At 37.6% G+C, this 26009-nt stretch carries 28 protein-coding genes and 1 pseudogene; 4 read left to right on the top strand and 25 right to left on the bottom strand.

What is annotated here, in order from left to right; all coding sequences use genetic code 11:
• From P9L98_04445 to P9L98_04410, 8 genes are all read right to left on the bottom strand, one after another.
• Positions 1-537: a DUF4416 family protein gene (locus tag P9L98_04445; GenBank protein MDP8216546.1), complete on the bottom strand. Its 537-nt coding sequence runs from the start codon at positions 535-537 to the stop codon at positions 1-3.
• Positions 513-1151, bottom strand: coding sequence for a phosphoribosylanthranilate isomerase (locus P9L98_04440; protein MDP8216545.1), 639 nt, complete (start codon positions 1149-1151; stop codon positions 513-515). The genes P9L98_04445 and P9L98_04440 overlap by 25 nt, the downstream gene beginning before the upstream one ends.
• The gene (gene trpC / locus P9L98_04435) at positions 1138-1935 is read right to left on the bottom strand and encodes an indole-3-glycerol phosphate synthase TrpC (GenBank protein ID MDP8216544.1); all 798 of its coding nucleotides are present in this window, start codon (positions 1933-1935) and stop codon (positions 1138-1140) included. Before trpC ends, P9L98_04440 begins: the two co-directional genes overlap by 14 nt.
• The gene (trpD, locus tag P9L98_04430; GenBank protein ID MDP8216543.1) at positions 1919-2947 is read right to left on the bottom strand and encodes an anthranilate phosphoribosyltransferase; all 1029 of its coding nucleotides are present in this window, start codon (positions 2945-2947) and stop codon (positions 1919-1921) included. The genes trpC and trpD overlap by 17 nt, the downstream gene beginning before the upstream one ends.
• 63 nt (positions 2948-3010) lie before the next feature.
• Positions 3011-3331, bottom strand: coding sequence for a divalent-cation tolerance protein CutA (cutA, locus tag P9L98_04425; GenBank protein ID MDP8216542.1), 321 nt, complete (start codon positions 3329-3331; stop codon positions 3011-3013).
• Positions 3332-4732, bottom strand: coding sequence for a DUF2779 domain-containing protein (locus P9L98_04420; protein MDP8216541.1), 1401 nt, complete (start codon positions 4730-4732; stop codon positions 3332-3334). It lies immediately after the preceding gene.
• A gap of 122 nt (positions 4733-4854) precedes the next feature.
• Complete coding sequence (locus P9L98_04415; protein MDP8216540.1) at positions 4855-5094, bottom strand: hypothetical protein; 240 nt, start codon at positions 5092-5094, stop codon at positions 4855-4857.
• 62 nt (positions 5095-5156) lie between these two features.
• Positions 5157-6143, bottom strand: coding sequence for an aldo/keto reductase (locus tag P9L98_04410; GenBank protein ID MDP8216539.1), 987 nt, complete (start codon positions 6141-6143; stop codon positions 5157-5159).
• Positions 6144-6693: 550 nt separating this feature from the next.
• Here P9L98_04410 and P9L98_04405 point away from each other — a divergent pair.
• A complete protein-coding gene (locus tag P9L98_04405; protein MDP8216538.1) occupies positions 6694-7137 on the top strand; it encodes a hypothetical protein in 444 nt (147 codons plus the stop codon).
• A 259-nt stretch (positions 7138-7396) separates the two neighbouring features.
• Here the strand turns inward: P9L98_04405 and P9L98_04400 are convergent, their stop codons facing one another.
• The 4 genes from P9L98_04400 to P9L98_04385 all read right to left on the bottom strand — a co-directional run bounded on the left by P9L98_04400 (position 7397) and on the right by P9L98_04385 (position 11277).
• Positions 7397-9427, bottom strand: a complete 2031-nt coding sequence (locus P9L98_04400) for a hypothetical protein (GenBank protein ID MDP8216537.1) — start codon at positions 9425-9427, stop codon at positions 7397-7399.
• The gene (locus P9L98_04395; protein MDP8216536.1) at positions 9396-9938 is read right to left on the bottom strand and encodes a hypothetical protein; all 543 of its coding nucleotides are present in this window, start codon (positions 9936-9938) and stop codon (positions 9396-9398) included. The genes P9L98_04400 and P9L98_04395 overlap by 32 nt, the downstream gene beginning before the upstream one ends.
• Positions 9939-10001: 63 nt before the next feature.
• Positions 10002-10457, bottom strand: a complete 456-nt coding sequence (gene sixA / locus P9L98_04390; GenBank protein ID MDP8216535.1) for a phosphohistidine phosphatase SixA — start codon at positions 10455-10457, stop codon at positions 10002-10004.
• Between the two features lies 1 nt (position 10458).
• Positions 10459-11277 (bottom strand): AsmA family protein, encoded by an 819-nt coding sequence (locus P9L98_04385; protein MDP8216534.1) that lies wholly within the window; start codon positions 11275-11277, stop codon positions 10459-10461.
• 140 nt (positions 11278-11417) lie between these two features.
• Here P9L98_04385 and P9L98_04380 point away from each other — a divergent pair, with 140 nt between their 5' ends.
• Entirely contained in the window at positions 11418-11846 is a 429-nt protein-coding gene (locus P9L98_04380; GenBank protein MDP8216533.1) for a hypothetical protein, read from the top strand.
• A gap of 346 nt (positions 11847-12192) precedes the next feature.
• Here P9L98_04380 and P9L98_04375 read toward each other — a convergent pair whose 3' ends face one another.
• Complete coding sequence (locus P9L98_04375; protein MDP8216532.1) at positions 12193-12564, bottom strand: translation elongation factor-like protein; 372 nt, start codon at positions 12562-12564, stop codon at positions 12193-12195.
• Between the two features lie 20 nt (positions 12565-12584).
• Positions 12585-13988, bottom strand: a complete 1404-nt coding sequence (locus P9L98_04370) for an MBL fold metallo-hydrolase (GenBank protein MDP8216531.1) — start codon at positions 13986-13988, stop codon at positions 12585-12587.
• A 217-nt stretch (positions 13989-14205) separates the two neighbouring features.
• Between P9L98_04370 and P9L98_04365 the strand changes: the two genes are divergently transcribed.
• A complete protein-coding gene (locus tag P9L98_04365) occupies positions 14206-15105 on the top strand; it encodes a DUF1189 family protein (GenBank protein MDP8216530.1) in 900 nt (299 codons plus the stop codon).
• Positions 15106-15311: 206 nt separating this feature from the next.
• Here P9L98_04365 and ilvC read toward each other — a convergent pair whose 3' ends face one another.
• The 11 genes from ilvC to rplU are packed head-to-tail and all read right to left on the bottom strand — an operon-like array spanning position 15312 to position 25248.
• Positions 15312-16298 (bottom strand): ketol-acid reductoisomerase, encoded by a 987-nt coding sequence (gene ilvC, locus P9L98_04360; protein ID MDP8216529.1) that lies wholly within the window; start codon positions 16296-16298, stop codon positions 15312-15314.
• 11 nt (positions 16299-16309) lie between these two features.
• Positions 16310-16786, bottom strand: coding sequence for an acetolactate synthase small subunit (ilvN, locus tag P9L98_04355; GenBank protein ID MDP8216528.1), 477 nt, complete (start codon positions 16784-16786; stop codon positions 16310-16312).
• Positions 16787-16825: 39 nt separating this feature from the next.
• Positions 16826-18499 carry a biosynthetic-type acetolactate synthase large subunit gene (ilvB, locus tag P9L98_04350; GenBank protein MDP8216527.1) on the bottom strand — a complete coding sequence of 558 codons (1674 nt, stop codon included), beginning with the start codon at positions 18497-18499 and terminating at the stop codon, positions 16826-16828.
• 53 nt (positions 18500-18552) lie between these two features.
• Positions 18553-19524, bottom strand: a complete 972-nt coding sequence (locus tag P9L98_04345; protein ID MDP8216526.1) for a CNNM domain-containing protein — start codon at positions 19522-19524, stop codon at positions 18553-18555.
• Positions 19521-20756, bottom strand: a complete 1236-nt coding sequence (locus P9L98_04340) for a hemolysin family protein (GenBank protein MDP8216525.1) — start codon at positions 20754-20756, stop codon at positions 19521-19523. Before P9L98_04340 ends, P9L98_04345 begins: the two co-directional genes overlap by 4 nt.
• A complete protein-coding gene (gene nadD / locus P9L98_04335) occupies positions 20753-21352 on the bottom strand; it encodes a nicotinate-nucleotide adenylyltransferase (protein ID MDP8216524.1) in 600 nt (199 codons plus the stop codon). Before nadD ends, P9L98_04340 begins: the two co-directional genes overlap by 4 nt.
• Entirely contained in the window at positions 21333-22586 is a 1254-nt protein-coding gene (locus P9L98_04330; GenBank protein MDP8216523.1) for a glutamate-5-semialdehyde dehydrogenase, read from the bottom strand. The genes nadD and P9L98_04330 overlap by 20 nt, the downstream gene beginning before the upstream one ends.
• The gene (proB, locus tag P9L98_04325) at positions 22583-23668 is read right to left on the bottom strand and encodes a glutamate 5-kinase (GenBank protein ID MDP8216522.1); all 1086 of its coding nucleotides are present in this window, start codon (positions 23666-23668) and stop codon (positions 22583-22585) included. The genes P9L98_04330 and proB overlap by 4 nt, the downstream gene beginning before the upstream one ends.
• Before the next feature lie 37 nt (positions 23669-23705).
• Positions 23706-24668, bottom strand: a complete 963-nt coding sequence (gene obgE, locus P9L98_04320) for a GTPase ObgE (protein MDP8216521.1) — start codon at positions 24666-24668, stop codon at positions 23706-23708.
• A gap of 15 nt (positions 24669-24683) precedes the next feature.
• Complete coding sequence (gene rpmA, locus P9L98_04315) at positions 24684-24932, bottom strand: 50S ribosomal protein L27 (protein MDP8216520.1); 249 nt, start codon at positions 24930-24932, stop codon at positions 24684-24686.
• Between the two features lies 1 nt (position 24933).
• The gene (gene rplU, locus P9L98_04310; protein MDP8216519.1) at positions 24934-25248 is read right to left on the bottom strand and encodes a 50S ribosomal protein L21; all 315 of its coding nucleotides are present in this window, start codon (positions 25246-25248) and stop codon (positions 24934-24936) included.
• Between the two features lie 246 nt (positions 25249-25494).
• On the opposite strand from rplU, the pseudogene P9L98_04305 reads away from it, so the two are divergent.
• Positions 25495-26009, top strand: a pseudogene (locus P9L98_04305) (transposase).

The raw sequence follows: 26009 nt of genomic DNA, 5'->3' as shown, positions 1-26009 counted from the left end.
TCACCTTCCTATCTGTTTGCGAAATAATACTCGTATCTCACTAAAAATTTTCTTATATTCAGGGCTCTTATAATCAGGGTATGTCCAAACAAGGTCCTGATACTCCCCGCCTTTAAGGTATAGAGTAACCTCTCCATATACACCTCTACCCAGATAAAACCTCTGAAGGTTATCTTTAGTAGAAGCCAGAACTACTTTTCCCTCATTAATATAACCGGGATCCAGATTGAGATCTCTATTATTATTACTCATAAATCTCTTCTCCAGTCTATTTGTATAAAGTTTTATCTCTCTTAACCTGCCTGGTGAAATCAGCCGCTTAAAACTTAGGAACTTTCGCAGCAGATTGTCTCCCATCTCATCCTTATAATAGTTAGTAACATTAAAATCCAGTACTCTGCTCTCATAATCTATTGCGCCAAACTTTCTAACTAAAACTCTCTCTGCTCTCTCAAAGAGGCCTACCTTATTTACAAGCATGGCTATTATCAATTTTACAGGCCGAGCCTCTCTCAGAAGCCCCATTCCTCTTCCCATATTGAAGCTATAAACCTTCCCATCAGCTCCTGGTCTTTAACTCCGGGCGACTGCTCAATACCTGAAGAGACATCTACTGCATAAGGATTTGCCTCTTTAACGGCATCTCTTATATTATTGGGGTTAAGCCCGCCCGATAAGATGATAGGCAGTCCAAAGCTTCTTGCATCTCTGGCTATCTCCCAATTAAAACTCTCCCCTGTTCCTCCGGCAGCTCTCTCGCTAAAAGTATCAAGGAGTATTGCATCTGCAGCATCTTTATATTTCGGGATCTCATCTAAGACAGCTCTGCTCTTTACTCTTAACGTCTTTATCACTCTGTAACTCTCTTTGATCTGAGAACAGAGACAGCTGCTCTCTTCGCCGTGCAGCTGAATAATATCCAGCCTGCATTTACCGGCTATGTTCTCTACTTCAGATATTTCCGGATTCATAAATATACCCACTCTCATAACCATAGGAGAGAGAACATTTACAATCTCAGCCGCATTATCAGGACTAATATAACGGGGAGTCTCTTTTACAAAAATAAAACCTAAAGCATGTATGCCAAGCCTGGAGGCAGCCAGCGCATCAGAACTCCTTGTTATTCCGCAGAACTTAACCCTTACCATAGCCCAGCAGCTCCCTTATATACTTTGCTCTATCGTCAACCTTCAAAATAGATTCTCCGATTAAAAAACCGTCTGCCCCAAGACTCTTGAGGTAAAGAATATCATTATGGCTCTTGATACCGCTTGCAGAAATCTTAAATACCTCTTTCGGTATCTGTCCAATGAGTTCCTCTGAGCTGGCAAAGCTGATTTCCAGACTCTCTAAATCTCTGTTATTTACACCGACAATATCCGGGTTTAAATCCATAACTTTATCTAAATCCGAAATGTCATAAACCTCAAAAAGTATATCTAACCCTAAACTCTTAGCCAGGTCTGAGAACCTGCCTAACTCCCCAGGCTCAAGAATTCTGGCAATTAACAATATTGCATCTGCCAAAAAATACTTGCTCTCATAGATCTGATACTCGTCTATTATAAAATCTTTTCTTAAAACAGGCAGGCTTATACTCTCTTTAACCAATTTTAAATCCCAGAGAGAACCTTTAAAAAACTTCTTCTCACTCAACACTGAGATGCAGCTTACCCCATTCATACGATAGAGCTTAGCCAGCTCAAGTATATCGGCATCAGAACTTAAGATATCACCTGCTGAAGGAGAAGCCTTCTTAATCTCAGCGATAATCTTAATCTCTGAGTTATCATCCTTAAGAGCCTTGAGAAAACGGCTCTTAGCGGTAGCTTTATTCTCTACCTCTTCTCTTAGTTCAGTTAGCGGCAATCTCTCTTTCGCCTCTCTTATCTGCTCTTTTTTAGCCAATAATATTTCATTCAGTAGAGACATCTCTGTAATACTCCTTTAATTGGTTAAATTTTTCTAAAACCTTTTTGCTCCTAAGTAAATCTTTTGCTTTTTTAAAACCTTCAATACTATCAGCAACCTCTTCCAGTACATAGAGCGCCCATCCGGTATTTAACGCTACTATATCCAGCTCCGGAGAATCCTCCCCTGCTATAACCTCTCTTGCCTTGTTTAAGGATTCCTCCAGGCTATTGACTTTAAGCAGTTCTAAATCTGCTTTTTTAATCCCATATCTCGATGGCTCAATAGATGGTATCCCATCTAAAATATCTCCTTCTTTTAATTGAGAATAATCACTATCCGCTGAAATTGATATCTCATCCATTCCATCCTGAGCATGAAAGACAAGCGCCCCTTTAAGGCCCAAGGTCTTAAGCGCTTTGATAACAATTGAGATCAAATCTTTACTATATACACCCAGTATCTGATATTTTGGACTTGCGGGGTTTGCCAGCGGACCCAGGATATTGAATATCGTACGGATACCAAGTTCTTTTCTAACCGGCATGGCAAATCTCATGGCGGGATGAAAGTAGGGTGCAAATATATAACCAAATCCTACCTCCTCTATGCCGCGCTCTATAATATTTTTATCCTTAATGAGGGGTATACCTAAAACCTCTATTAAATCAGCACTACCGCAAGAACTGGAGACAAAACGGTTACCATGCTTTGCAACGGCTATACCATAAGCCGAGACTGTAAGAGAGACCAGGGTTGACACATTGAAAGTATGCAGATTATCCCCTCCCGTACCGCAGGTATCAATAAGTTTATCCACCTTAGGGTTAAACTGAACTGCCTTCTCTCTCATAATAGAGGCAGCAGAGGATATCTCCAGGGAGGTCTCACCCTTCATCTTTAAGGTTGTTAAAAACGCAGCTATCTGCACAGGCGAGACCTCCCCCTCCATAATCTCACGCATTACAGCTTTTGTTTGCTCTTCATTCAGGTTCTCTCTCTCTGAAAGTAATCTTATAGCCTCTCTTATCATAACTTTTAATTATATTATAGATACTATTTCAATACAAGATGAATGCTGAATCCTGTAGTTAGACTACTTATCAACTAAGGATTTATCTAACCAGTCAAGGTAGTCCCGGCTTGAGGAAGTAATAGCAACGGCTATTATTTCAGGCAATTCATAAGAGTGGAGCTCTTTAATAGTTTTTTCTATCGCACTAAAGAGAGAACTCTCTGTCTTAATGATACAGAGATACTCTATAGACTCTTCTATCTTACCCTTAAAGCGATAACTGCTTTTTATTGGGCCGACTATCTGAATACACCCAGCCAGCCTTTTATCAAGCAATCCCTTAGCTATCTCCTCTGCATTATCCTTATCCGTTGCAGTATATACCTGAATATAATCTTCCACCTATGCCGCCATTGTTTTTAATTTATCGACTATATCTATCATACCTTTCGTATCTAAGCCGCAGTATTCTTCTAGTGCTGCATAGAGAGCATCTCGTTCTTTAGTGTTCAAGCTATCTTTCAGCGTAGCATTAAAATACCTGATGCTTGCAGCCGCACCATTAGAGATATTTAGATTCTGATAACCTTTCCCTGTAATCGCAGGAAGAACGCTCTTGAGGGAGTTGCTTCCCTGCTGTGCCGGATTATAATAGTAATAATTTCTAAACGGCTCATAGAGATCCAAAAAATTTCCCTCAATGCAATTAAACCAGCCTCTATATTCTGGATAGGCCTCAGTAGCTTTATTGAGTACCTTTTTCTCAAAGACTGCAAAGTAAGCCACTATTGAACCGCTCATTGTAATAATCTTGCTCAAATTTTGAAGTATCTCCCGGCGAGGGTCTTCTTTAGACTTAGAGAGATAGCCAAAAAATTCAGGTTCGCTATCCTTATCTTTTAAGAGATAGAGTACGTACTGAAACGGTATATTCTCATAAGGCCTGGAGTTATCATAAATTGGAACCGCAGGGTTTATTGTCTCAAAATCAAGAAAGTATGCAGGATATTTCAAGCTGTTTAAAAAATCAGATAGAGAACTCTTGTCTATATGCACCTTATTATTTATATGGCTCTTAAGCTGAATCTTCTGCTTATCGTTCAACACCTCTTCATCGTCTATATCTTTAAGCTCCAGAACCCCTCTCTTAAGAAGCTGAAACCCAAGCGTTCTGCCCCTGTTAAAGATAAATACATTGTTCTTTTTAGGAATAAAGCTCCAGCAGAAGCTTTTAAGACTGCACTCATAAGGACTGAAACACTGCGGGCCTATCTTAATATCCGGCATATTACTCTTTGATGCCAATGCAATCATCTCTTCCACTCTAATGCTGATATCGGACAACTCTATCTTATCTATCTCTTCTGTTATATCTTTAGTCAGCATAAACTTATAAGGGTCAATCTCTCCCTGCTTTATAAAATTAGGGTTAATATGCATTAGATATACCTTTCTGATCTTAAGACCCTTCCTAATAAGACAATATCTCTGGAAAGCAACATCTTCATAATGCTCGTCTTTGACCTTCATAGAGCTCTTAACCTCTATAATATCCCAGCTATCTTCTTCAACCGGGTTAAGAATATCTATTCTGGAATAAATATTATCAACCAATATTCCGGCTTCAAATATAGTTTGACGTTTCTTTATCAACTGTTGAGTACGGTTAATATTTAGATTGAAATCAGAATCACTTAGGTCTACACCTTCAGGATATGTTCTCTTTGCTATATTGCCTACCTCTTTACCCTGGTCAAATCTGAATTGAAGCTCAAGGTCAATAGCGGGCATCTTATCAGGCATATGCTCTTTTACCCATAGATATTTGGGGCATTGCAAGCCTGAAACATATTTCGATTTGGTAATTAATATCCTAGACATGAAAAATTAAAAAGAGATTGAAATTTAAGTAGCTTTAAACTTGATTAATCCATACACTGGAGCGCTTCCTGCATCAACGGCAGTATGTTCTCCAATTCCTCTTTGGTCAAGCGGCCCATCTTGGCATATCTAAACTCACCTTGACTGGACATATTCTCACGAGCAATCTGGAGCTTCTTTGCGCCTTTGTTGTAAGAGTAAACACTCACTGTTAAACGCTCCAACTCAGACTCCCAAGTTTTTGAAAAGAGACGTTCATCTAAGTTCGGGTCATATCCTGGCATTTCATACCTCCTTTGTATTTATAATATTAATATAATATAATAAAAATAAGAGTTCAAGCTTATTATTCAGGAGGAGCCATAAACTCAGCCCCTATAGGCGTAGCAATAGATTCCTTAATTATTTTTTCAATAACTAACCTGACTTCTCTATCCAATTTCCATCCTGTAACTTCATTTACTATTTCAAGCTGTTCCGGCTTTCTTGCACCCCAAAGAGCTATATTGACACCTTCATGATCAAGCACCCATTTAACAGCAATAGGTAACACACCTTTATCGTATTTTTTCTGAGCTAAATTATTAAGCTCACTAACCGCCTTGAGGTAACTCTCATAACGAGGTTTTTGGAACTTAGGATCTATCTTTCTTATATCATCTCCCTGAAATTCAGTATCCATCTTCATCTTACCGCTCAATAACCCTCTGCAAAGCGTACCATAGGTGAGAGTTGTAATACCACGAGTGCGGCAATAAGGCAAGACATCAAATGCAGCAGACTGTTCAAAGAGATTAAAAGGCGGCTGAGATGTATGTAAAGGCGCGTACTCTCTGAATCTATCCATCTGAAGAGGAGTATAGTTGCTCACGCCTATAGCCCTTATTTTCTTACTGTTATAAAGCTCAAACATTGCCTCCGCACTCTCTTCTATAGGAGTATTTTCATCCGGCCAGTGTACCTGATAGATATCTATATAATCTGTATTGAGTCTCTTAAGTGAATCATCCAGCTCTTTAAGTATTCTTTTTCTGGATAAGTTTCTTCTAACATTATTCTCGTCCCACTCGAGGCCAACCTTAGTCGCAATTACCGCATCCTCACGCCTGCCGTATATTGAAATAGCTTTTCCTATTAACTCTTCAGACTTTCCATGTCCATAAATAGGAGCGGTATCGATGAGGTTTATCCCACGCTCCAGTGCTGCTATAATAGTATTTATCGCATCATGCTCATCAGTTCCGCCCCAGAGCCAGCCGCCTATTGCCCAGCTGCCCAAGCCTATCCTGGAGACAGGCTTAATATCTGTATCTCTGATCTGAATATAATCCATCTTGAACAATATTATACAAAGAAAGTAAAAAAAGTAAAAGACCTAAGAAATACTGATCGTTTAAACTGCAATCAATCGTATACACAAACTATTTAAATCAATGCTTATTACTCCTTGAATATCAACAAGTTATAAAGCATATCTCTTCTTGGTTAATTTTGAAACCTTATTGCAGCAAAATTGTGACTGTTTAGAACCGCATCAGAAGGTAATTGGAAATAGCAATGAGACTAAAATCGCAACTAAACCTGTCACTTTCATCTATTTTGTGACAATTATTAATCTATATAAAAATGTACCTTCTCTTATAACTGCTTGAAATTCAATATCTTATCATCATTTGCTATACACGACTAAAATTGGCATATAACTTGCGTATTGTATATTAATGATAGTATCAATGAAATTACGAATAAAAAGGAGCGGTAGTAAAATGAAGAATGTTATATTTACTTGCAGCACCATTACAGTTATTTTACTTATCTCATCAACTGTAGTGTTTGCAAAGCCTCCAGCAGTTAACCCTATGGGTCCATCTAAGGAGCAATCTATGGGACCCGATATATGGACGGAACCAGATTCCACTATATTACTACCTGGGTTCTTTGGTCCTAATAATATTGCGGATGATGATAGCAAATTTGAAGAGAATACTTTTCCTGATTCTTCAGGCAACCCTGTAACTCGTCAAGGTATTAGCGTTGATGGTAATGGTGTAACTGTAGAACCTGGATTGCAAACAGCAGTAGGAGATGATACTTATAATGATCTTTCGCCAGAGGATCAACAAAAATACGTTTCTGTTGGGGAATCGCTTTGGATAATGTCTTCAGCAATTGTAAAACTGGTTCAGAGAGGTTTAATAGAATCCATCGGAATGATACCTGAAGAAGAAAGCGACGATTACATTATGATTGGTGAATCACAGTGGGTAAGTAAACTTGCTCTATACCAATTGTTTTATGAGTTTGTAAATCCTGCAGGTGAAGAGTAAGCCCTTAGGGCTAGACAATTAGATAGTTATAAGCTGACAAGATTCCGAATTTTGTTCTTTGTATGATAGGATTATACCATTGAGGAGTAGAAAGTATAGGCTGTCTTAAGGTTAAAGATAGATATTTTTAATAGGATATTTGATTAGCACTCAAGTATTCCAAACTATTTCCTTTGTGTCTAAATTGTACCAATTTGTGTCATATTTCTGCACAGAGTGATATTTTTCAAGTTAAGACGAGATTAAACAGCTGTAAGATTTACTCCAAAGAGTTCTCTTCTTGAGGCTGTAAAGAGAATGATTTTACAACCTCTTCTACCTTTCGCTCTAACCCTCTCTCGACAAAACCAGGGATGGATTCGCGAAGTCTAGCCTTAAACTCAGACTCAAGCCATTTAAAGTTGGCTGCATCTTTAAGTCCAGAGAGCTGAAAATCAAACTCCAGATAATCAAGTTCATCTCCTAATATTTTAAGAAGCGGTCTGAATTTAGCTGACTCTGCAATAACAGATTTAGAGAGTGAAAGTCTAATTTTACTAGACAAAAGATTGTCAGAATCAATCTTAAAATAACCTTTTATCTTCACGTCTTCTGAATCAAGATTCAGCTTTTTAAAATCAACTGAACTCTCGGTTATACTTATAGATGAATTAACGTTGTTAAACTCTATATCTCTTATTGAAGGGGCTGCAAAAAAGTCTGAAAACCAGACGAAAAAATCCAGATCCTCCGTTCTACCATCTTTTATTATTATATTACCTTGCAACTGTGACTCTGGATAGTTGCTGTAATTGAGATTTCCGCTTAGTTTCCCGAAGATATGCGGAAAAAATAGAAAATCAAACTTATTTGAGTCTATATCAACAGGGTTAAAACTGATATTGAATCTTAAAGGCAGCTCCTTGATAACCACAGACCCCTCTCCGCTGAGAGTACCTCCGAAAAGCTTGGATGAAAAATTGAGATTCTTCATCTCTCTTGCATTATCTATAACAATAATTGCATCATCTAAACGGAGATTGCAATCTTGGCCTGCTTTATAAGATACGTCCAAATAGTCGCTTCTGATTTGAAACTCTCCGTTTTGGTCTAAACAACGGCTCAATCCCTTAAACTCTACTATAACACTCTCTCTCTTGTTGCCTTCAAATCCTTCTCTTATAAAATCAATATTGCAATTTCCATTGATACCATTCAAAGCAAAAGACGCAGTCAGCTTTAAGTCCAGCGCTTTGGTATTATTCATTCTGATAGCAGGCATTTGATCAGGGTAACTGTGGAAATTAAAATCAAAAGAAGGAGATTCTATCAGCATTGCACTGCCATAAACCATCGAAGGAACATCGTTTAAGCTGAAGGTTACCTTCTTAACCTGAATCAAAGGGTAGGATATATCCACCAAGAGATCTATATCCTGAATATTAAGGATAGACTTAGAAGAACCTACTATCTGCATATAAGGTTTGCTTTTAAAAATAAGGGACTTTAGCTTTATAAACAGATCTGTATAATCAGGGTAGGTTTCAAGAAAACCTCCGGCAGTCATATAACCGTTAAGATGAAGGCTATTATCCAAAAAATCTCCTTGCAATTTTAAATAGAGATTATCTTTTTTAAGATTTAAATCCTCTACCAGAAAACCATTTTGTGTTAAAGAGCCTTCCAAGCTGTAGTTTAATACTCCAGAATTGGATATCAGCTCTCCTCCTTCGTGAGAATAAACTTTTAAAAAATCAACAGAACCGTTACTATAAAAAGATATCCCGCTAAACCTTAAAGAGCTGTCCAGGGTTATACGTCTTTGGATACCATCTTTCTGAGGCATAATAATTGCAGCATTCTCTATACTGCATAGTGCGGGATTCTGGCTAAAAAAGAATCTTAGCAATTTTACAATATCATAGATTTGGTCTTTTTTTATCCTCTCTCCTCCGTAGTAGTATATCTTAGGCTCTTTTATTTTGATGCTTTGAGGAATAATTCTATTTTTAAGCAGAGCCTTCTTGATAGAGAAAGAGATTTTCAGCTGGTCTATATACTTTAAGTACGGAGATTGAGAGATATTTAGAAACTCAACTCTATTCAAAACTAAACTTGCAGGAGGCAGATAATATATTGACCCAAGCCTTACGCTCTCGCCGATATAATCGGTCAGCCTTAAAGTAATATTATCCAGTGAAGACAAAAAGTATATATTTAATAAGACTGTTGCAGTAACTGTTAAAAAGATCAATATACCGATTAGAAAGAAGAACGGTCTAATAATATATTTCTGAAAATAATTTTTCATCTACAAAAAACTTTATCTTGTCAATAAAATATACTGCTCTATACTCTCTCGTTAAAGCCGAAGTATAGTTATATTCTTTAAAATCCCTAAAGAGAAGGCTTAACTGCTCAGAAACTACTATCTCTTTTTTGAACTTATTTACTCTATCTGAATCACCCCTCTTCTTGGCTATTTCCATAAGATATACTTTTATGAATATTCTCGCTTTCGATTCCGGATTTATCTTCAAAATTTCATTAAAGTTTTTCAAAGCACTATGATAAGCTCCGATACCGTAGTAGTATTCCCCAAGAGCAAAGAGTGAATCTTCATAGTGTTCAGACTCTGGATATAAAGCAACCAAAAAGTGTAGGTCTGAGAAAGCAAAATCCAACTGCCCTCTCTTTGCAGACTTCTTTGCACGCATAAATATATCATCTGCATTATCTGCAAAAACTTGGCCTAGAGACAAGAGAAGAAATAGAGTCAATGGATACAAAAAAGTAGTTCTTCTTTTAAAGACATTATTCATTTAGATATACTATCAAAATAACAACTAAAATTACAATAGCTATAGAAGAGCAAAACTTAAAATCTAATCGACTATTAAATCAGGGTTAAGAAACCAAGAGAGAGACCATGCTTCATCTTCTCTTTCAAGAGACAAGATGGATGCTGCATGGAAATCAATACCGATACTATCCCCTGATGCTGATAGAAGAGATGAGGCTAAATTAGAGAGGAATGGTAGATGCCCCACTATCATTAGATCACCATTATAATCTATTATATCGGAACAGATAGCATCTACAGGGTCATTTGGCGCCAAGTCATCCCGCTCAATCAGATTATTAGAGAGCCTGTATTCCCTGAATATCTGAGCAGTCTGTTTTGCCCTGAGCCTATTGCTTACCCATATAGAACTGGTTTTGATTTTTATAAAATCAGCAACTCTTTTGACTTCTCCTATTCCTTCTTTCGATAGAGGTCTATCAGTTGCTAAGCCTCCGCCGGAAGCTGCCTCACCATGCCTAACCAAGTAGAGCCTCACCTTACTCTCCAAGATTAAAGATATTCTTTATAGCTTGGCCCGCTTTTTCCGTTATATCTTTCGCGCTCTCTCCTAACGTCTCACTAATTCCAATTCCCTGCTTCACGCCGCCTTCAAGTTCTCCTATTGTCATATTAAGTGTATTAGCAGTTAAACTTTGAAGGTTCTTAATCTTAAAATTGGCAATATTTGTGTTGATAAGTGCTCTTACGAGGATCAATCTGGCCAATGCTTGTGGGTCAGTTATATTATCATAACTATCGTCGATATTAAGATCATACTCTTTAATAACCGGCTTTGGTCCGGAGGAATAATCTTTATATATAACCCGCCCTATTTTTAACTTAAGATGGTCAACCCTGAAGTTTGTCTTCTTTTTCTCTTCAGGCTTCTCTTCTTTAGCTTTAGCGGCAACCTGCTCTCTATCTGCCGATTTAACAACTTTAAGAGAATCGAGATTCAACTCGCCATCTCTTTTTTTGACAACAATCATCTCGCGTAGATTGATCCTTACCTCTTTAAGATGGATATCATTTTTTAATATTGCAGATAGATCGTAATCAATATAGATTTCAGGTATATCAACCATAAGCTTATCTTCATAACCTCTAGGATTATAAAGCTGCATACCTTCTATACTTATAATAGTCTCTGGAATATCTAGATTTAAATCTGCCATATCAAGCCTCAATCCTGTTATCTTCTTGACTCCGGCTGAAACCACAAATTTCACCACTTGATCTCTAAATACAAACATAGCTCCAATTAAAACTAGAACTAAAATACAGAGAATGAATAACACCTTAAACAGCTTCGCCATCTCTAACCTCCTTTTATCGATTTTGTGGATTATATTGTATCTAAATATGATTTGCCAAGCAATAGAAATGACATGATAAAAAGGTTGATTTAAACCAGCTGTATAGAGTATGCTGAAGCAGTAATCTTAAAGGAGGATCTATGCATAGAATATTAAACTATCTATGTATCATTTGTTTACTGTTATTAAATCTATCTTGCTCCAAAACAGATTCCGAATGGGGCAGATCCATCAAGTATAAAGGGAGCGATCTCTACTACACATCAAAAATAACTAAGGATGACGCCAAGAGACTAGGAGACTATTTGTTTGAGGCAGGATTTTTCCATGAAGATTTTAAAGGCAGCTCGCAGATAACAAAAGATAACGATACATACCAATTTCGTATAGTTGTTAACGAAAGCTCTCTCAACGATAAAGATTTTATTAAAAATGCTGCAATGTTTGCCGCTACTATATCAAAAGGTGTCTTTGATGGCAATCAGGTTGAAATTCACCTTTGCGATAAAAACTTTAAGACTGTTAATATCGCCACCTATACTTATAGTAATCCAGAAGCACTAGAATAAATTTCTTCATCAAGTCTGATTGAAAAAATGCACTAATTTTAAAATTGAGAGAAAATAAACTTATAGCAATCGATTGTCGTGCTAATTGAATGAGCTAAATATTTTCCTAAAAAATAACTTAACACGAGAATAATAGCTGTAACAATAATTTTATTTTTCTTGCTAAATCTAGGGTTTAACCACAATAGAGGTAGAGCAAAAGGCCCAAAACAGATAAATGCTATTACCAAATATGAAGTTTTAAAAAATCGCTTCTCTTGAGTATTTTTTTTAAAAAACTCATTGCAGAATCGACACTTTATAGCTTCGTCTTGAATCTCTTCGTAACAATAAGGACACTTTTTCATTATTCAACCATATAAACCTTGTCATTCTCGTGAACTTTTTTAGACACCTTTATTCCGACCTCTTCCCCTTTTTTGGCCTTAGTAACACTCTGATGATAGGACTGCATAGATTTAACTGTCTGCTTGAAATCATCATTAGCACCTTTAATATGGATTTTAGTGCCTACCTCAAGAGGGGCCTTAAGCTTGATAATACCTACTGAGATCTTACCAAAATAATGTGTTATCCTGCCAATCTCTTTAGGTTTTACCTTTTTTGCTGGCTTAGTTGACTCAACCTTCTTCTTGGAGATAGTCTTTTTCTTTGTGGTTTTAATCGCCACCTTTTTAGCTTTTTCAGATTTTGATTTAAAAATTCCAAATAACGCCATCTAATCCTCCTCTACCTATCTTAGCTCTTAAGATATATGGTATCTCCTTTAGCAGGAATCTGAGGGTTTATATTAAGTTTCTTCCTTATGTCTGTCCTTAACATTTTGAGCTGTTCTATTTCACCATGAACCAGAAAAACCCCTTTGACTTTTTTACCTATACCTCTAACATAGTTTAATAATCCATTCTTGTCCGCATGAGAACTAAAAGCATTGACTGTTATAACCTCTGCATTAAGTTCGTATATCCTGCCGAATATGCGCACTGTTTTAGCTCTCTCAACTATTCTTTTACCTAAGGTATTATTTGCCATAAAACCGATGACTATTATAGCATTTTTGGGATTTTCAATATTGTTTTTCAAATGATGCAATATTCTCCCGTTTTCACACATTCCCGATGCTGAGATCAATATTATGGGTTCTGTTACATTGTGAAGCTGTTTTGACTTACTAACATCCTTAACGTAAGTAACATTATCATAACCAAAAGGATCACCGCTATTTAAAAACTCTTTAGCGGTCTCTACGTCAAAATAGTCTGCGCTCTCTCTAAATACATCAGTCACATTAACAGCCAAAGGACCATCAACATAAATGGGAATCTTTTTGATCTTCTTCTTTCTCATCAGCTGACTTATAAAGAAGACTACTATCTGGGTCCTCTCTAAAGCAAAAGACGGTATGATAACCTTGCCACCCCTCTTTATAGTCTTGTTTATAGCATTGGCAAGCTCAACCTCTGCATCCTTTATACTGCTATGTTCCCTGTTTCCATAAGTACCTTCAATCATAAGATAGTCCACATCGCCAGGAATCTCAGGGTTTTTAAGCAACGGCATATCGACTCTGCCCAAATCAACCGCATAGGCTATCCTTATAGGTCTTCTTCTTGTTTTTATTTCAATCAAAGGTATAGCTGAACCAAGAATATGACCTGCTTCATAAAAAGTAAGGCTAACGTCTTTCGTTAAAGGAAAATTCCTGTGGTAACTAATAGACCTTAAATGCTTTAACGCTTTTCTTGCCTCTCTCTGAGTATATAACGGCTCCCTGGGAGGTAATCCACGTCTCTTGTTTATCTTATTAACATACTTAATATCCTCCCCCTGAATATAACCAGAATCTAAAAGCATAAAACGGCAAAGGTTTTTTGTAGCCGAGGTACAGTAAACTGAGTTTCTATAACCCTGTTTTACGAGGTTTGGAATATTACCGCAATGGTCTATATGAGCATGAGACAGAACAGAGGCATCAATATTGTTTAGGTTAAAAGTAAATTTAGAATTCACCTTATAATACTCATCTCTCCTACCCTGAAAAAGACCGCAATCAAGAAGTATCTTAGACTTAGAGGTTGATATAAGATGCATTGAACCAGTAACAGTCTGAGCACCGCCGCAAAACTTAATAGATATAGCCACCTATCACCTCAATTGTAAAATATTTATTTTGTCAACAGCTGACACCAAAAGCCTTAACATCTAGTTTCACTTCGCCTCCTTTTTAAATCTATGTTTTATATTATACTTCTTATTAATTGCTTAATCAATAAAGAGTCAGGATAAAGAGAGTTTTAGCGGTTACATCTTAAGTTAATTTCTTATATAATGATTCAAAATTCAAAGTGGAGGTAATAACATGAAAGAGATAGCAGATAGCTTCAATCTTCAAAAATACCAGTTCTTAAAAGACAAAAAACTCTCAAAGAGTATCTCTTTTTTACTTTTTTTTACTTTTCTAATAAGCTTCTTATTTGCATTTAAGCTAACCTTATTTGTAAATAGAGAGCTTCCTGGCCTTGCCTACAAAGCAAAGCAAGTTCTTGAGAAAAACATAACAGATATCCCTGCAATAGAGATTAAAGACGGTGTGACAATAAAACCGGACCAAAGATATCAAAAAAAGTGGAAAGAGTTCTCGCTTATAATCGCACCAAATGAAAGCGACCCCTATAAAATACTTGGAGAATCAGAATCTCTCCTGGGGTTGACTAAAGAGAATTTGATTACAAAATCCAAAAAAGAGAAGATTGAATCAGAGATTAAGGTCTATGACTTAAAAAATATTGAAGAGCTTCTTATAACACCAATCGAAGAAGGGATCAGTATATCTTCCGGAGAATTTAAATTTGACCTAACACCTGATTTTATAAACCGCCTTATGAAGCGCCTTGCAGTATTTGCTTTCCCAATACTATTAATGCTACTTTTAGCAACTCTGTTCTTCTCTAAATTAATACATCTTTTCTTTTTTAGCATCTTCGGTCTAATGTTTAACAACAGACTCAATGCAAACCTTAGATACAAACAGCTTCTAAATATAGGGATATACGCCTTAGTGCCTCCTACCACTCTATCTATAATCTTGCAAACATTAAACCTAAAAGCACCTTTAAGTTGGGTATTATACAGCACTATTTACATCATGCTAATATATAAAGTAATTAAACTAAATGCTAAGCCTATAAAAATACCATTAGAAACTGAATCTGATTTTAAAAACAACAGTAGCTCTAGTTCGGAAAATATCAATCTTTAATTAATTTTATTGACAGCTACAAGGCTGAGAATTGAACAAATAATCTACAGAGCAGCATTCATGCAAACTTATAAATAAAGCTTAAATCTCACTTAAAAATATAAAACTATACCCCGCTATCTTCAACTATAATGCTGCTAATATAAAAAGTGCAGTATTGTTAAAGATACTGCACTTAACTTTAAAATCCAGATTTTTTAATACTGCTATTTTATCCAGGGCATCATTTCGCGAAGTTTGAAACCGACCTTCTCTATCTTCTCTCCCTCTGCTTTCTTTCTATCTGCAAGAAATTTCTTTCTGCCGGTTTTATTCTCTTTAATCCACTCTTCCGCAAAAGAACCTGATTGAATCTCTTTTAAGATCTTTTTCATCTCACGGCGAACTTTTGCGTCTATAACACGTTTGCCGCGGGTATAATCTCCGTATTCGGCAGTGTCTGATATAACATATCTCATCTTTTGAATACCATGCTTATAGATTAAATCTACGATGAGTTTTAACTCGTGTAAACATTCAAAATATGCAATCTCAGGCTGATAACCCGCAGAAGTCAAAGTGTCAAATCCTGCTTTAACAAGCTCTGTTGCTCCACCGCAGAGAACAGCCTGCTCACCAAAGAGATCTGTCTCTGTCTCCTCCTTAAATGTTGTCTCAATAACTCCTGCACGCGTACCGCCTATAGCCTTGGAAAAAGCCAGGGCAAGCTTCTTTGCTTTGCCTGTTGCATCCTGATATATTGCTATTAAATTAGGTACACCTTTTCTCTCTAGATACATATCACGAACGAGTGTTCCAGGGCCCTTAGGTGCAACCATAAAGACATCGACATAATCAGGCGGGATAATCTGTGAGAAATGAATATTAAAACCGTGCGAAAAGCTTATTGCATTGCCCTTCTCTAAGTATGGCTTAATATTCTTATATATAGCAGCCTGAATATGATCCTGAGCAAGCATATGTATAATATCTGCTTCTTTCGCCGCCTCAACTGCAGTTACCGGTTTAAACTTGTCCTTAAGAGCAATTTTATAATTAGGAGATTTCTTTAACTCCGCTATTATAACCTCAACTCCGCTGTCACGTAAATTTAAGGCCTGAGCCCTGCCTTGGGCACCATAGCCGATAATAGCAACTTTTCTCTTTTTTATAAACGCCAGATTTGCGTCTTTATCATAATATACCTTAGCCATTTTTAACCTCCTCACTCTTTTCCTATAGCTACGACACCGGTTCTCATAACCTCTTTTATGCCGTACGGCTTTAAAAGCTGCAAAGATGTAGCAACTCTCTCTTTGTCTCCAACAACCTCAATACAGATTACCTTGGTACCGACATGTAATATCTTACCCTCAAGCAACTCTATAATCTTTATGATATGAGAGCGGCTCTGAGATGTATACCGTAACTTTATAAGCAACAGTTCTCTGTCAAAGAAATCTTTTTTTGTAAAATCTTGCACAGCCACAACATCTATTAATTTATTGAGCTGCTTTTTTACCTGCTCAAATGTCTTCTCATCAGCATTAACAACCAAAGACATACGCGATACCGATGGAGAGTCTGTCTCAGCAACAGCTAAAGAACGAATATTAAAGCCTCTGGCGCTAAAAAGCCCTGATACGCGCGCAAGAACTCCTGCCTTATTTTCAACCAAAACCGATAATACGTAATTTTTCATGGTATTATCTCCTTATTCACTGCCCGGCTATTGACAGAATTAAGCCATCCCGCCTATCATTCTATCTATAGCTTCGCCTGCAGGAACCATAGGAAAGACGTTTTCAAAACCATCTACTATGAAATCGATAACCACAGGCTTCTTCTTGCTCTTTAAAGCCTTCTTTATCGCAGGCCCAACCTCGGATTGTTTTTTAACTCTTATGCCGATTGCTCCGTAAGCATCGGCTATCTTTATAAAATCAGGATTATCAAGACAGGTATAAGAGTATCTCTCTTTGTAGAACATTTCTTGCCATTGCCTAACCATACCTAGGCAACCATTGTTCAAAATAGCAATTATAACAGGGACCTCATAGCTCACAGCTGTTGCAAGCTCCTGTATATTCATCTGGATACTGCCATCCCCGGCTATATCTACTACAACTTTATCGGGATTACCTATTTTGGCGCCTATCGCAGCAGGGAAACCATAACCCATAGTACCCAAGCCGCCGGATGAGATATACGTTCTGGGTTTTGTATACTGATACCAGTGAGCTGCCCACATCTGATTCTGACCCACCTCTGTTGTTATAATGGCATCACCCTTTGTCAGCTTATAGATCTGCTCTATAACATATTGAGGTTTTAGACCAGCTGCAGTCTCTTCATATTTTAAAGGAAAATCTTTTTTCCAGCTCTTTATCTGTTTAACCCAATCAGCAGAATCTGACTTTTTAATTATTTTATTTAGTTCAATCAATATCTTCCTTGCATCACCGACAATAGGAATTTCAACATCCACATTTTTACTTATAGCCGAAGGATCGATATCTATGTGAATAATCTTTGCTTCTGGTGCAAAAGCTTCAATCTTACCTGTAACTCTATCGTCAAACCTTGACCCAACCGCAATAAGAAGATCTGACTTTTGTATTGCAAGGTTTGCATAGACAGTACCATGCATGCCCGGCATACCTAAAGATAGCTCCGCATCTTCAGGAAACCCTCCTAAGCCCATAAGCGTAGTTGTTACGGGTATCTGACATTTATCGGATAACTTTTTAAGCTCTCTATCTGCCTCAGATATGATAATACCGCCACCCGTATAGAGGACAGGCCGTTTCGATTTCTCAATCATCTCAGCTGCTTTTTTGATCTGCAAAGGATGGCCTTTCAAGACAGGCTTATATCCTCTTATCGAAACCTTCTCCTGATATTTGTAATCATATTGCTTTAAAGTTATATCTACAGGTAGATCTATAACAACGGGTCCAGGCCGGCCGGTAGAAGCACAATAGAAGGCCTCTCTTATTATTCTACCTAAATCTTTTATATCTTTAACCAGATAATTATACTTTGTTATCGGCCGCGTTATACCGGTTGTATCTGCTTCCTGAAAAGCATCGTTTCCTATCAAATGAGTCTTAACCTGACCCGTTATACAGACTATCGGGATAGAATCCATATAAGCAGTTGCAATACCGGTAACAAGGTTGGTAGCCCCTGGACCTGAAGTGGCAATGCAGACACCAACACGGCCTGTGCTTCTTGCATACCCATCAGCAGCGTGAACCGCACCCTGTTCGTGGCGTGTTAAGATAAAGTTTACAGGAGCATCATATAAGACATCAAAGAGAGGCAGCACGGAACCTCCTGGATAACCAAAGATATCCTTCACGCCTTCGCGTTTTAAAGCCTCTATTACAATATTTGCACCGGTCATCTTCATAGCTCGATTAATATATCAAAATTATCATTTCAGCGCAACTCTATTTAAACAAATTAATATTCACCTACTATCTCTTCCATCACATCTTCCAGGGTTACCATACCTATAACTTTACCCAACGAACTGCGTATCCCAACCATATGGATATTCTTCCTAAGCATCTGAATCAGAAGATCATCCAGGTATGTATTATCATCAACATAGAAGATCTCATGAAGAAAATTGTTTAAATCTATATTCTTATCAATATCTTGAATCAGCAGGTCCATATAGTTTATAACTCCCAGATACTCTTGCTTATCTTTATCGTAGACAGGCAGACGTGAAAATTCATATTTTTTAAACTCGGCTATAACAACGTTCGTATCTAAATCACTTGAAACTGAAACAACCCTCTTCCTGGGTATCATTATCTCTTTTACCTGCTTCTCTCTAAGATGAAAAACCTTGTGCAGAATTGTCTTTTCATGTTCCTGAAGAACACCTCTCTCCTCGCTCTTAACTATCGCAACTTTGATCTGTTCTTTAGAACCAAGAGAGCGTACTCTAGCAGGTGTCTTGCTAAACCTGTCAATCATCTTCGAGGGAAAGAGATAGAACAGATAAGAGAGAGGGTGGATAGCGTAGTATAAAATCCGGAATATTTTGACTGTTCTAAAAATCAGAGACGGCTTTGTCCTGAAAATACTTTTTGGTACTATCTCTGAAAAGACAATACTCAATGGTGCAAGTACAATAATAGTAATTATCTCAGCCTGTGATTCAGTAAAAAACCTCACGATTGCAGAGAGAAAGAGTATCGTGCTTGCGCTTAGAGCAAAGTTTGTCATGACAAGCGTTGCAGAGACAAGCTTTTCAAGATACTGCATCTTATCTATTAACCAGAGATCCGATTTTCTGTTTAAATTTCGCCTCTCCTCGACTACAGAGACCGGAATAGATATCAACCCCGTCTCATAACCAGAAGAGAAGCCGGCAATTAGCAGAAAAAAAACAATAGTCATAATTAACGTTAAGAGACTCATCTGCTTATTTTTATAGTTACTTTTTTAATTCTGTTTCTACTTACCTCATTAATGAAGAATCTTAAATCCTTATACTCGATAGACTGTCCGCTGGAAGGAACCTTCTGGAAGAGATTGAGCAATAATCCTCCCAGAGATGCTATTCCAGGAGTTTTCAAATCTATGCCCAGTTCATCACCGAGATCAGACAGCGATACGCTTGCCATAACAGCATAAGTATCTAAGTTAATCTTCTTAATTTTGTTTTTATCTCTCTTGTACTCATTCTCTATCTCTCCAACAAGCTCTTCTAGAATATCTTCCAAGGTAACTATTCCGGCTGTACCGCCATACTCATCAACAATTAAGGCAACCTCTTCGTTTCTCTCCTTAAATTGAATCAAGAGCTCATCTATATCCATAGAGTCGGGTACGGTTAAAACGGGATGGATTAGATTATTCCAAATACTAAATTTCGAAAAAAGAAGATCCCTTGAATATACAACACCTATAACAGAATCCAAACTCTCTCTATAAATTAGGTATCTTGTATGCTTTGTTTTTTTTATTAATACTTTTAATTCATCCAGTGAGCTTCTCTCTTCTAGAGCTTCAATATCAATCCTCGGTGTCATTATCTCTTTTACCCAGCTCTTACCTAAATCAAGAACTCTCTCGGCTAAGATTCTCTCCTCTCTCTCTAATAGCCCTCTCTCCTCTCCTGATTTTACAATTGCATATATCTCAGATAGTGCAGGCTTATCTTCAAGAATCTCAACGCCTTCTGAAAAAAAGAGTGATGAGACCCTTATAGCTGCCCTATTAAGCAATCTCTCCAGCGGAAATATTATCTTAGAAACTATAGTAAGAAAATACACCGAAAAAAAGGAATAATTACCTGCAAATCTTAAGGCCAACAATTTTGGGATAACTTCGCCAAAAAAAAGTATTGTCGAAGTTACAATAAAGATTAAAAGAATAACTGAGATATTGGGAAAGAGATAATAGAGCAATATCCCCATTATGCTGGTAGTTACAATGTTGACTATTGTATTACCTGTTATGATCAAAGATATAGTTTTGGTAGAATCTTTTAAAAAAGAGGAAAGTCTCTGATAAGTTTTGGGGTGTCTGGACTTGAATTTTGTTTTTTCGTATTCAGTGAGAGAAAAAATGGCACTCTCTGAAGAAGAGAAGAGCGCGGATAAAAATAAGAATAGCGGCAAAAGAAAAAAGTGTATAGCAAGATTCATCTATAGAGCCTGAAATTTACAATATAATCCCTAACTTTATCAGGTACAAGATAACGCAACGAAAAGCCGCTCTCTGCCCTATTTCTAAGAGAAGATGAAGAGATTGCTATCTGAGGAATAAGAAGCCTATCATATTTAGCCCCTTTAATACTTTTGACTTTTGTTCCCGGCCTAACAGCCACTATAAAGCGTGTCATTCCGATTAAGCTTTTATAATTCTTCCAGCTCTTGAGTTCAGAGAAAGCATCGGAGCCTATTAAAAAAGATGTCTCATCTTTAGGTTCTTCTTTTTTAAAAGTTCTCAAAGTCTCATAACTGAAAGAGATTCCCCCCCTCTTAATCTCAATATCAGAGACAGAGAGAGAAGGGTTATCCATGGTTGCCAATTTAAGCATATTCAATCTATCCTGAGATGATGCTTGAGGAGGTTCTTTAGAAACAGAGATATTATAAGGCAAAAATACTACCCTATCTAATTCAAACTCACCTAAAGCATACTCCGCTAATAAAAGATGCCCCATATGTATAGGGTCAAAGGCTCCGCCTAAGATGCCAATTTTTTTTGATTTTTTAAGCTTAGACTCTGATTTGACCATTTCCAAAAACTACATATTTATATGTTGTCAGCTCCTCAAGCGCCATAGGACCTCTAGCATGTATCTTATCTGTTGATATACCCATCTCAGCCCCCATTCCAAATTGAAAACCATCAGTAAAACGAGTAGAAGCATTGAGATAGACACAAGCAGAATCAACCTCTCTCAAAAACCTGTAAGCACTCTCATGATCATCTGTTACGATTGCATCTGAATGACTGCTGCCGTATTTATTTATATGAGAGATGGCTTCAGCTACACTGTCAACTATTTTCAAATTGAGAATCAAATCTAGGTACTCTCTGTAATAATCTCCCTCTTTGGCCTTCTCTATCCAAGGAAGAACCGCTCTGCTCTTACTGCAGCCTCTAAGTTTAACTCCGGCATCTTTTAATTTTTCTCCAAGAAGCGGAAGAAGCTTTTTAGCTATATTTTTATGGACTATGAGCGTCTCAATAGCATTGCAGACGCCGGGTCTCTGTACTTTGGCATTTAAAGCAATATCTATCGCCATATCTATCTTTGCCGATCTGTCAACAAATAGATGGCAGACCCCTTTGTAATGCTTTATTACAGGCATAGCAGCATGCTCTGTCACATATCTTATCAGAGATTCACCGCCTCTAGGTATTAGAAGATCTATTTGACTGCCAAGTTTCAGAAGATAGTCCAACGCTTTTCTATCCTTCGTTGGAATTAGCTTTATGGCATCCTTAGGTATTATAGGAGAGGCCGCAGCTGTTAAAACTTGATGTATAGCGCGGTTAGAGCTGTAAGCTTCACTCCCCCCTCTTAAAATCACAGAGTTACCGCTTTTAAGACAGAGCCCAGCACAGTCACTCGTAACATTGGGACGTGATTCATATATAATCGCAATCACACCTATTGGAACACGAACCTTGCCTATTTTAAGACCATTCGGCCTATCCCAAAGACTGATGATTTCGCCTAAAGGATCTTTAAGCTTTGCAATCTCTCTTAGCGACCTCGACATCTCTTTTATTCTTTTAGAGCTGAGATAGAGCCTATCAATCATCGTAGAACTAAGTCCATCTCTTTTAGCTTTTTTTAGGTCTCTCTCGTTCTCGGAACTAATATAACTTGAACTCTTATCTATGGCAGCTGCCATAGCTCTTAAAGCCTTATTCTTGCTGCTGCTTGAGAGTATTGCAATCTTGAAAGAAGCATCCTTAGCCTCTCTTGCTATTCTTTCAATCCTTTTGTCTAAATTCATCTTTTAACCTCAGAGAGTACCAGATTGTCTCTATATACAACCTCATCCCGCCTTTTAAACCCTAAGACTTCCGCTATCTCTTTACTCTTACGCCCTCTTATCTTTTCTATCTCTGAAGAAGAGTATCCAGAGATACCTCTTGCAATCTCTGTTCCTATTTCATTTTTTACAGTGATTAAATCCCCGGCATCAAAGTGGCCGTTGATACTAAGAATACCCATAGGCAAAATACTCTTGCCTCTCTCAACAATTGCCTTCTCTGCACCAGTATCAACTGTAATCACGCCTTTAGCCTTTGAAAGATAGGTAATCCAATGTTTTTTAGCAGAGAGTCTCTTCTCTGCCTCAATAAAAGTACCGCTCTCTAGCCCAATCCCCTCTCTAATTCCATTTTTATCATTGCCGTTAGTTATGACAGAAGGTATGCCTAAAGAAGCGGCAATCTCAACAGCTTCAAGCTTGGTGATCATACCGCCTACGCAATAATCTTTATCGGTATCAAAACAGTGTTTTTTTACACCCTTAATATCGGATACTCTTCTTATAATTTTTCCTTCCCCGTCATATATACCGTCTACATCCGAAAGAATCAACAGGAGATCTGCGGATATAAGAGAGGCAACCATAGCTGAAAGCCTGTCATTATCTCCAAGCTTTATCTCTTCAACTGCCAAAGCATCATTCTCATTTATTACAGGAATTACTTTTAGCTTAATCAGCTGTTCTATCGTATCTTTTGCATTTAAATACCTCTTCCTATCTGAAAAATCATCCCAGTTAAGAAGAACCTGGCCTATCTCTATCCTGTATTTAGAGAAAGAGTCTTGATAACTCTTCATAAGCTCTATCTGACCTAAAGAAGCAAGAGCCTGGAGGCGTGACATCATCTGAGGCCGAGATTTAAGACCCAGCTTACCCATACCGGATGCAATAGCACCTGATGAGACAATCACAACCTTCCTGTTTTTTTCTATAAGAGAAGATACTTCTTTCGCAATATCTTTGAATTTGCCAAGATTGAGAGAGCCGCCGCTTTTACGCAAGATACTGGAACCGATTTTAATGACTATCTTTTTATACATTTGTTTACTATTGTAATATATCTTTTCTATTCTGCAATCAGTTAAAATAACTGCCCATCATGGTCTTTACCTTATCGAGGCCTGTTTTATCCAGAAGAGAGACAGGCAATATATCTTCAGCTTTCAGGCTCTGCTTTAAATTTTCTAATTTTGAAGCTGCCTCAGGTAGGTCCATCTTATTTGCAATTAAAATATATTCTTTCTCTAAGAGAGTAGGGTCAAATTCCCCAAGTTCGGCTCTCAGTTTTCTAAAAGCCTGATCCGGATTTATATCAGTATCGGATAACCCGAGAACAAATATCAACACCTGAGTTCTCTGGATATGCTTTAAAAACAGATCTCCAAGACCCCTGCCTTTATGTGCATCTTCTATCAGCCCCGGTATATCTGCTATCTTTATAGGCTTATCTTTACACCAGATGACGCCAAGCTGAGGCTCTAAGGTCGTGAAAGGATAGGACGCAATCTTACTTTTTGTTTTACAGAGCGTATTTATAAAAGTAGTCTTACCTGCATTGGGAAAACCGACCAGGCCGATATTAGCAAGCAGCTTTAACTCCAAGGTTAATACCTTTTCTTCACCTTCTTTATTCGGAACAAGCTCAGACTTCGTAAATGCATTACCTCGCCCTCCCTCCCCGCCTTTTGCAGCAATGAGAGACTCACCCTCAGATGCCATATCACGGATCAAAAACCCGCTCTCTAAATCTTTAATAACTGTTCCCAAAGGCACTGATATCACCCTATCCTTACCTCTCCTGCCTTTCTTGTTGTTGCTGCTGGCATGTCTCCCCTTCTCAGCTTTATGGTGTTTTTGAAATTTAAGATGGGTTAAATCCCAGAGATTGGTATCTGTCTTTATTACAACATCTCCGCCTCTGCCACCGTCTCCGCCGTCAGGGATTCTTCTTGAACTGGGTTTGTGAAAATAGAAGCTAAGACAACCTCTGCCGCCATCTCCTGCTTTAACGTAAATTTTAGCTCTATCTACAAAACTCAACTTAAGGAAGGATTATTAGGATTGTTCAGGGATAATATCAACCGTTCTTTGAGAACGGAACTTTACAACGCCGTCCTTCAAAGCAAAGAGCGTATCATCTCTGCCTCTGCCTACATTCCAGCCAGGCTTAAATCTGGTGCCGCGCTGCCTTATAATTATGGAGCCGGCAGATATACGTTCTCCGCCAAAACTCTTAACACCAAGGCGCTGAGAGTTAGAATCACGACCGTTTCTGGTACTTCCGCCGCCTTTTTTGTGTGCCATATTAAGCCTCCGGAATAGACTCTATCTTGACTTTAGACAGAATCTGTCTATGTCCTCTCTTAGATTGCGAACTCTTACGCCTTCTATATTTCAAGATTGTAATCTTATCAGCTTTTTTATTCTCTATCAACTCTGCAGCAACCTTAACATTCTCTACATAAGGCCTGCCTACAGTTAATTTAGAACCATCTGATAAAGCTAAGATCTTGTCAAACTCAACCTTATTATTCTCGGCTTCAATAAGTTCAACATTAAGAGTATCACCCTCTTTAACTTTATACTGTTTCCCGCCTGTCTCTATTATTGCGTATTTCATAGTCTTAAGAATATGCCACAGATAAATTAATTTGTCAAGGAGCTGTTATGAGTAGTGTAACATATTTTGGACACTTTGAGATTAAAAGTTCTTTGAAAAGGATAAAGAGATGGCATACCCTGTAGATAACAAACATTAACAGTCCACTATATGTGGACAGGAGAGTATGCCATGAATAGGCCTGTTAACTTCTCAAAAGACAATTTAGCAATTCAGTGGAAGTATGTAAAGAGGAATTTTAGGGATATGGGGATCTTGAGTGAGTATGTTGAAGGGTTTGAGAAGAGAGCACATAAAGCAGTAGAAGAGCTTATTCAGAGTGATATCTATCATGAATTTACAGGACAGATAAGAGCAGCCAAATATGAAAGAAATGATAGAAGAGAAGATAATCGTAAAGGAGAGTATGAAAGGTTTTTAACTACAACATTCGGCTGTTCAAGAATAAAAATACCCAGAACACAAGGTAAGACAAAGATAAGATATTCATTGTTTGAGAAATACCAGAGGAGACAGAAGAAGTTTGATCAGATGGTAGTAATGTCTATGATACTTTGATTTTCAACACGGAAACAGCATAAGTTCTTCAAAGAGTTTATAGGAGATGCTGTAAGCCATGGAACAGCATCAAGATTAATGAAGATATTGGATAATAGCTTAACTGAATTCAGAACAAAGAAAATAAACGATGAGTATAAATATCTAATGGTAGACGGAATCTGGGTTCATGTAAAAGAGTCTAATGGAGTTAAGAATAGGCC

Source organism: Candidatus Kaelpia imicola (genome assembly GCA_030765505.1).
Classification (GTDB): Bacteria; Omnitrophota; Gorgyraeia; order Kaelpiales; family Kaelpiaceae; genus Kaelpia; species Kaelpia imicola.
This window is presented reverse-complemented; position numbering and strand designations above follow the sequence as displayed.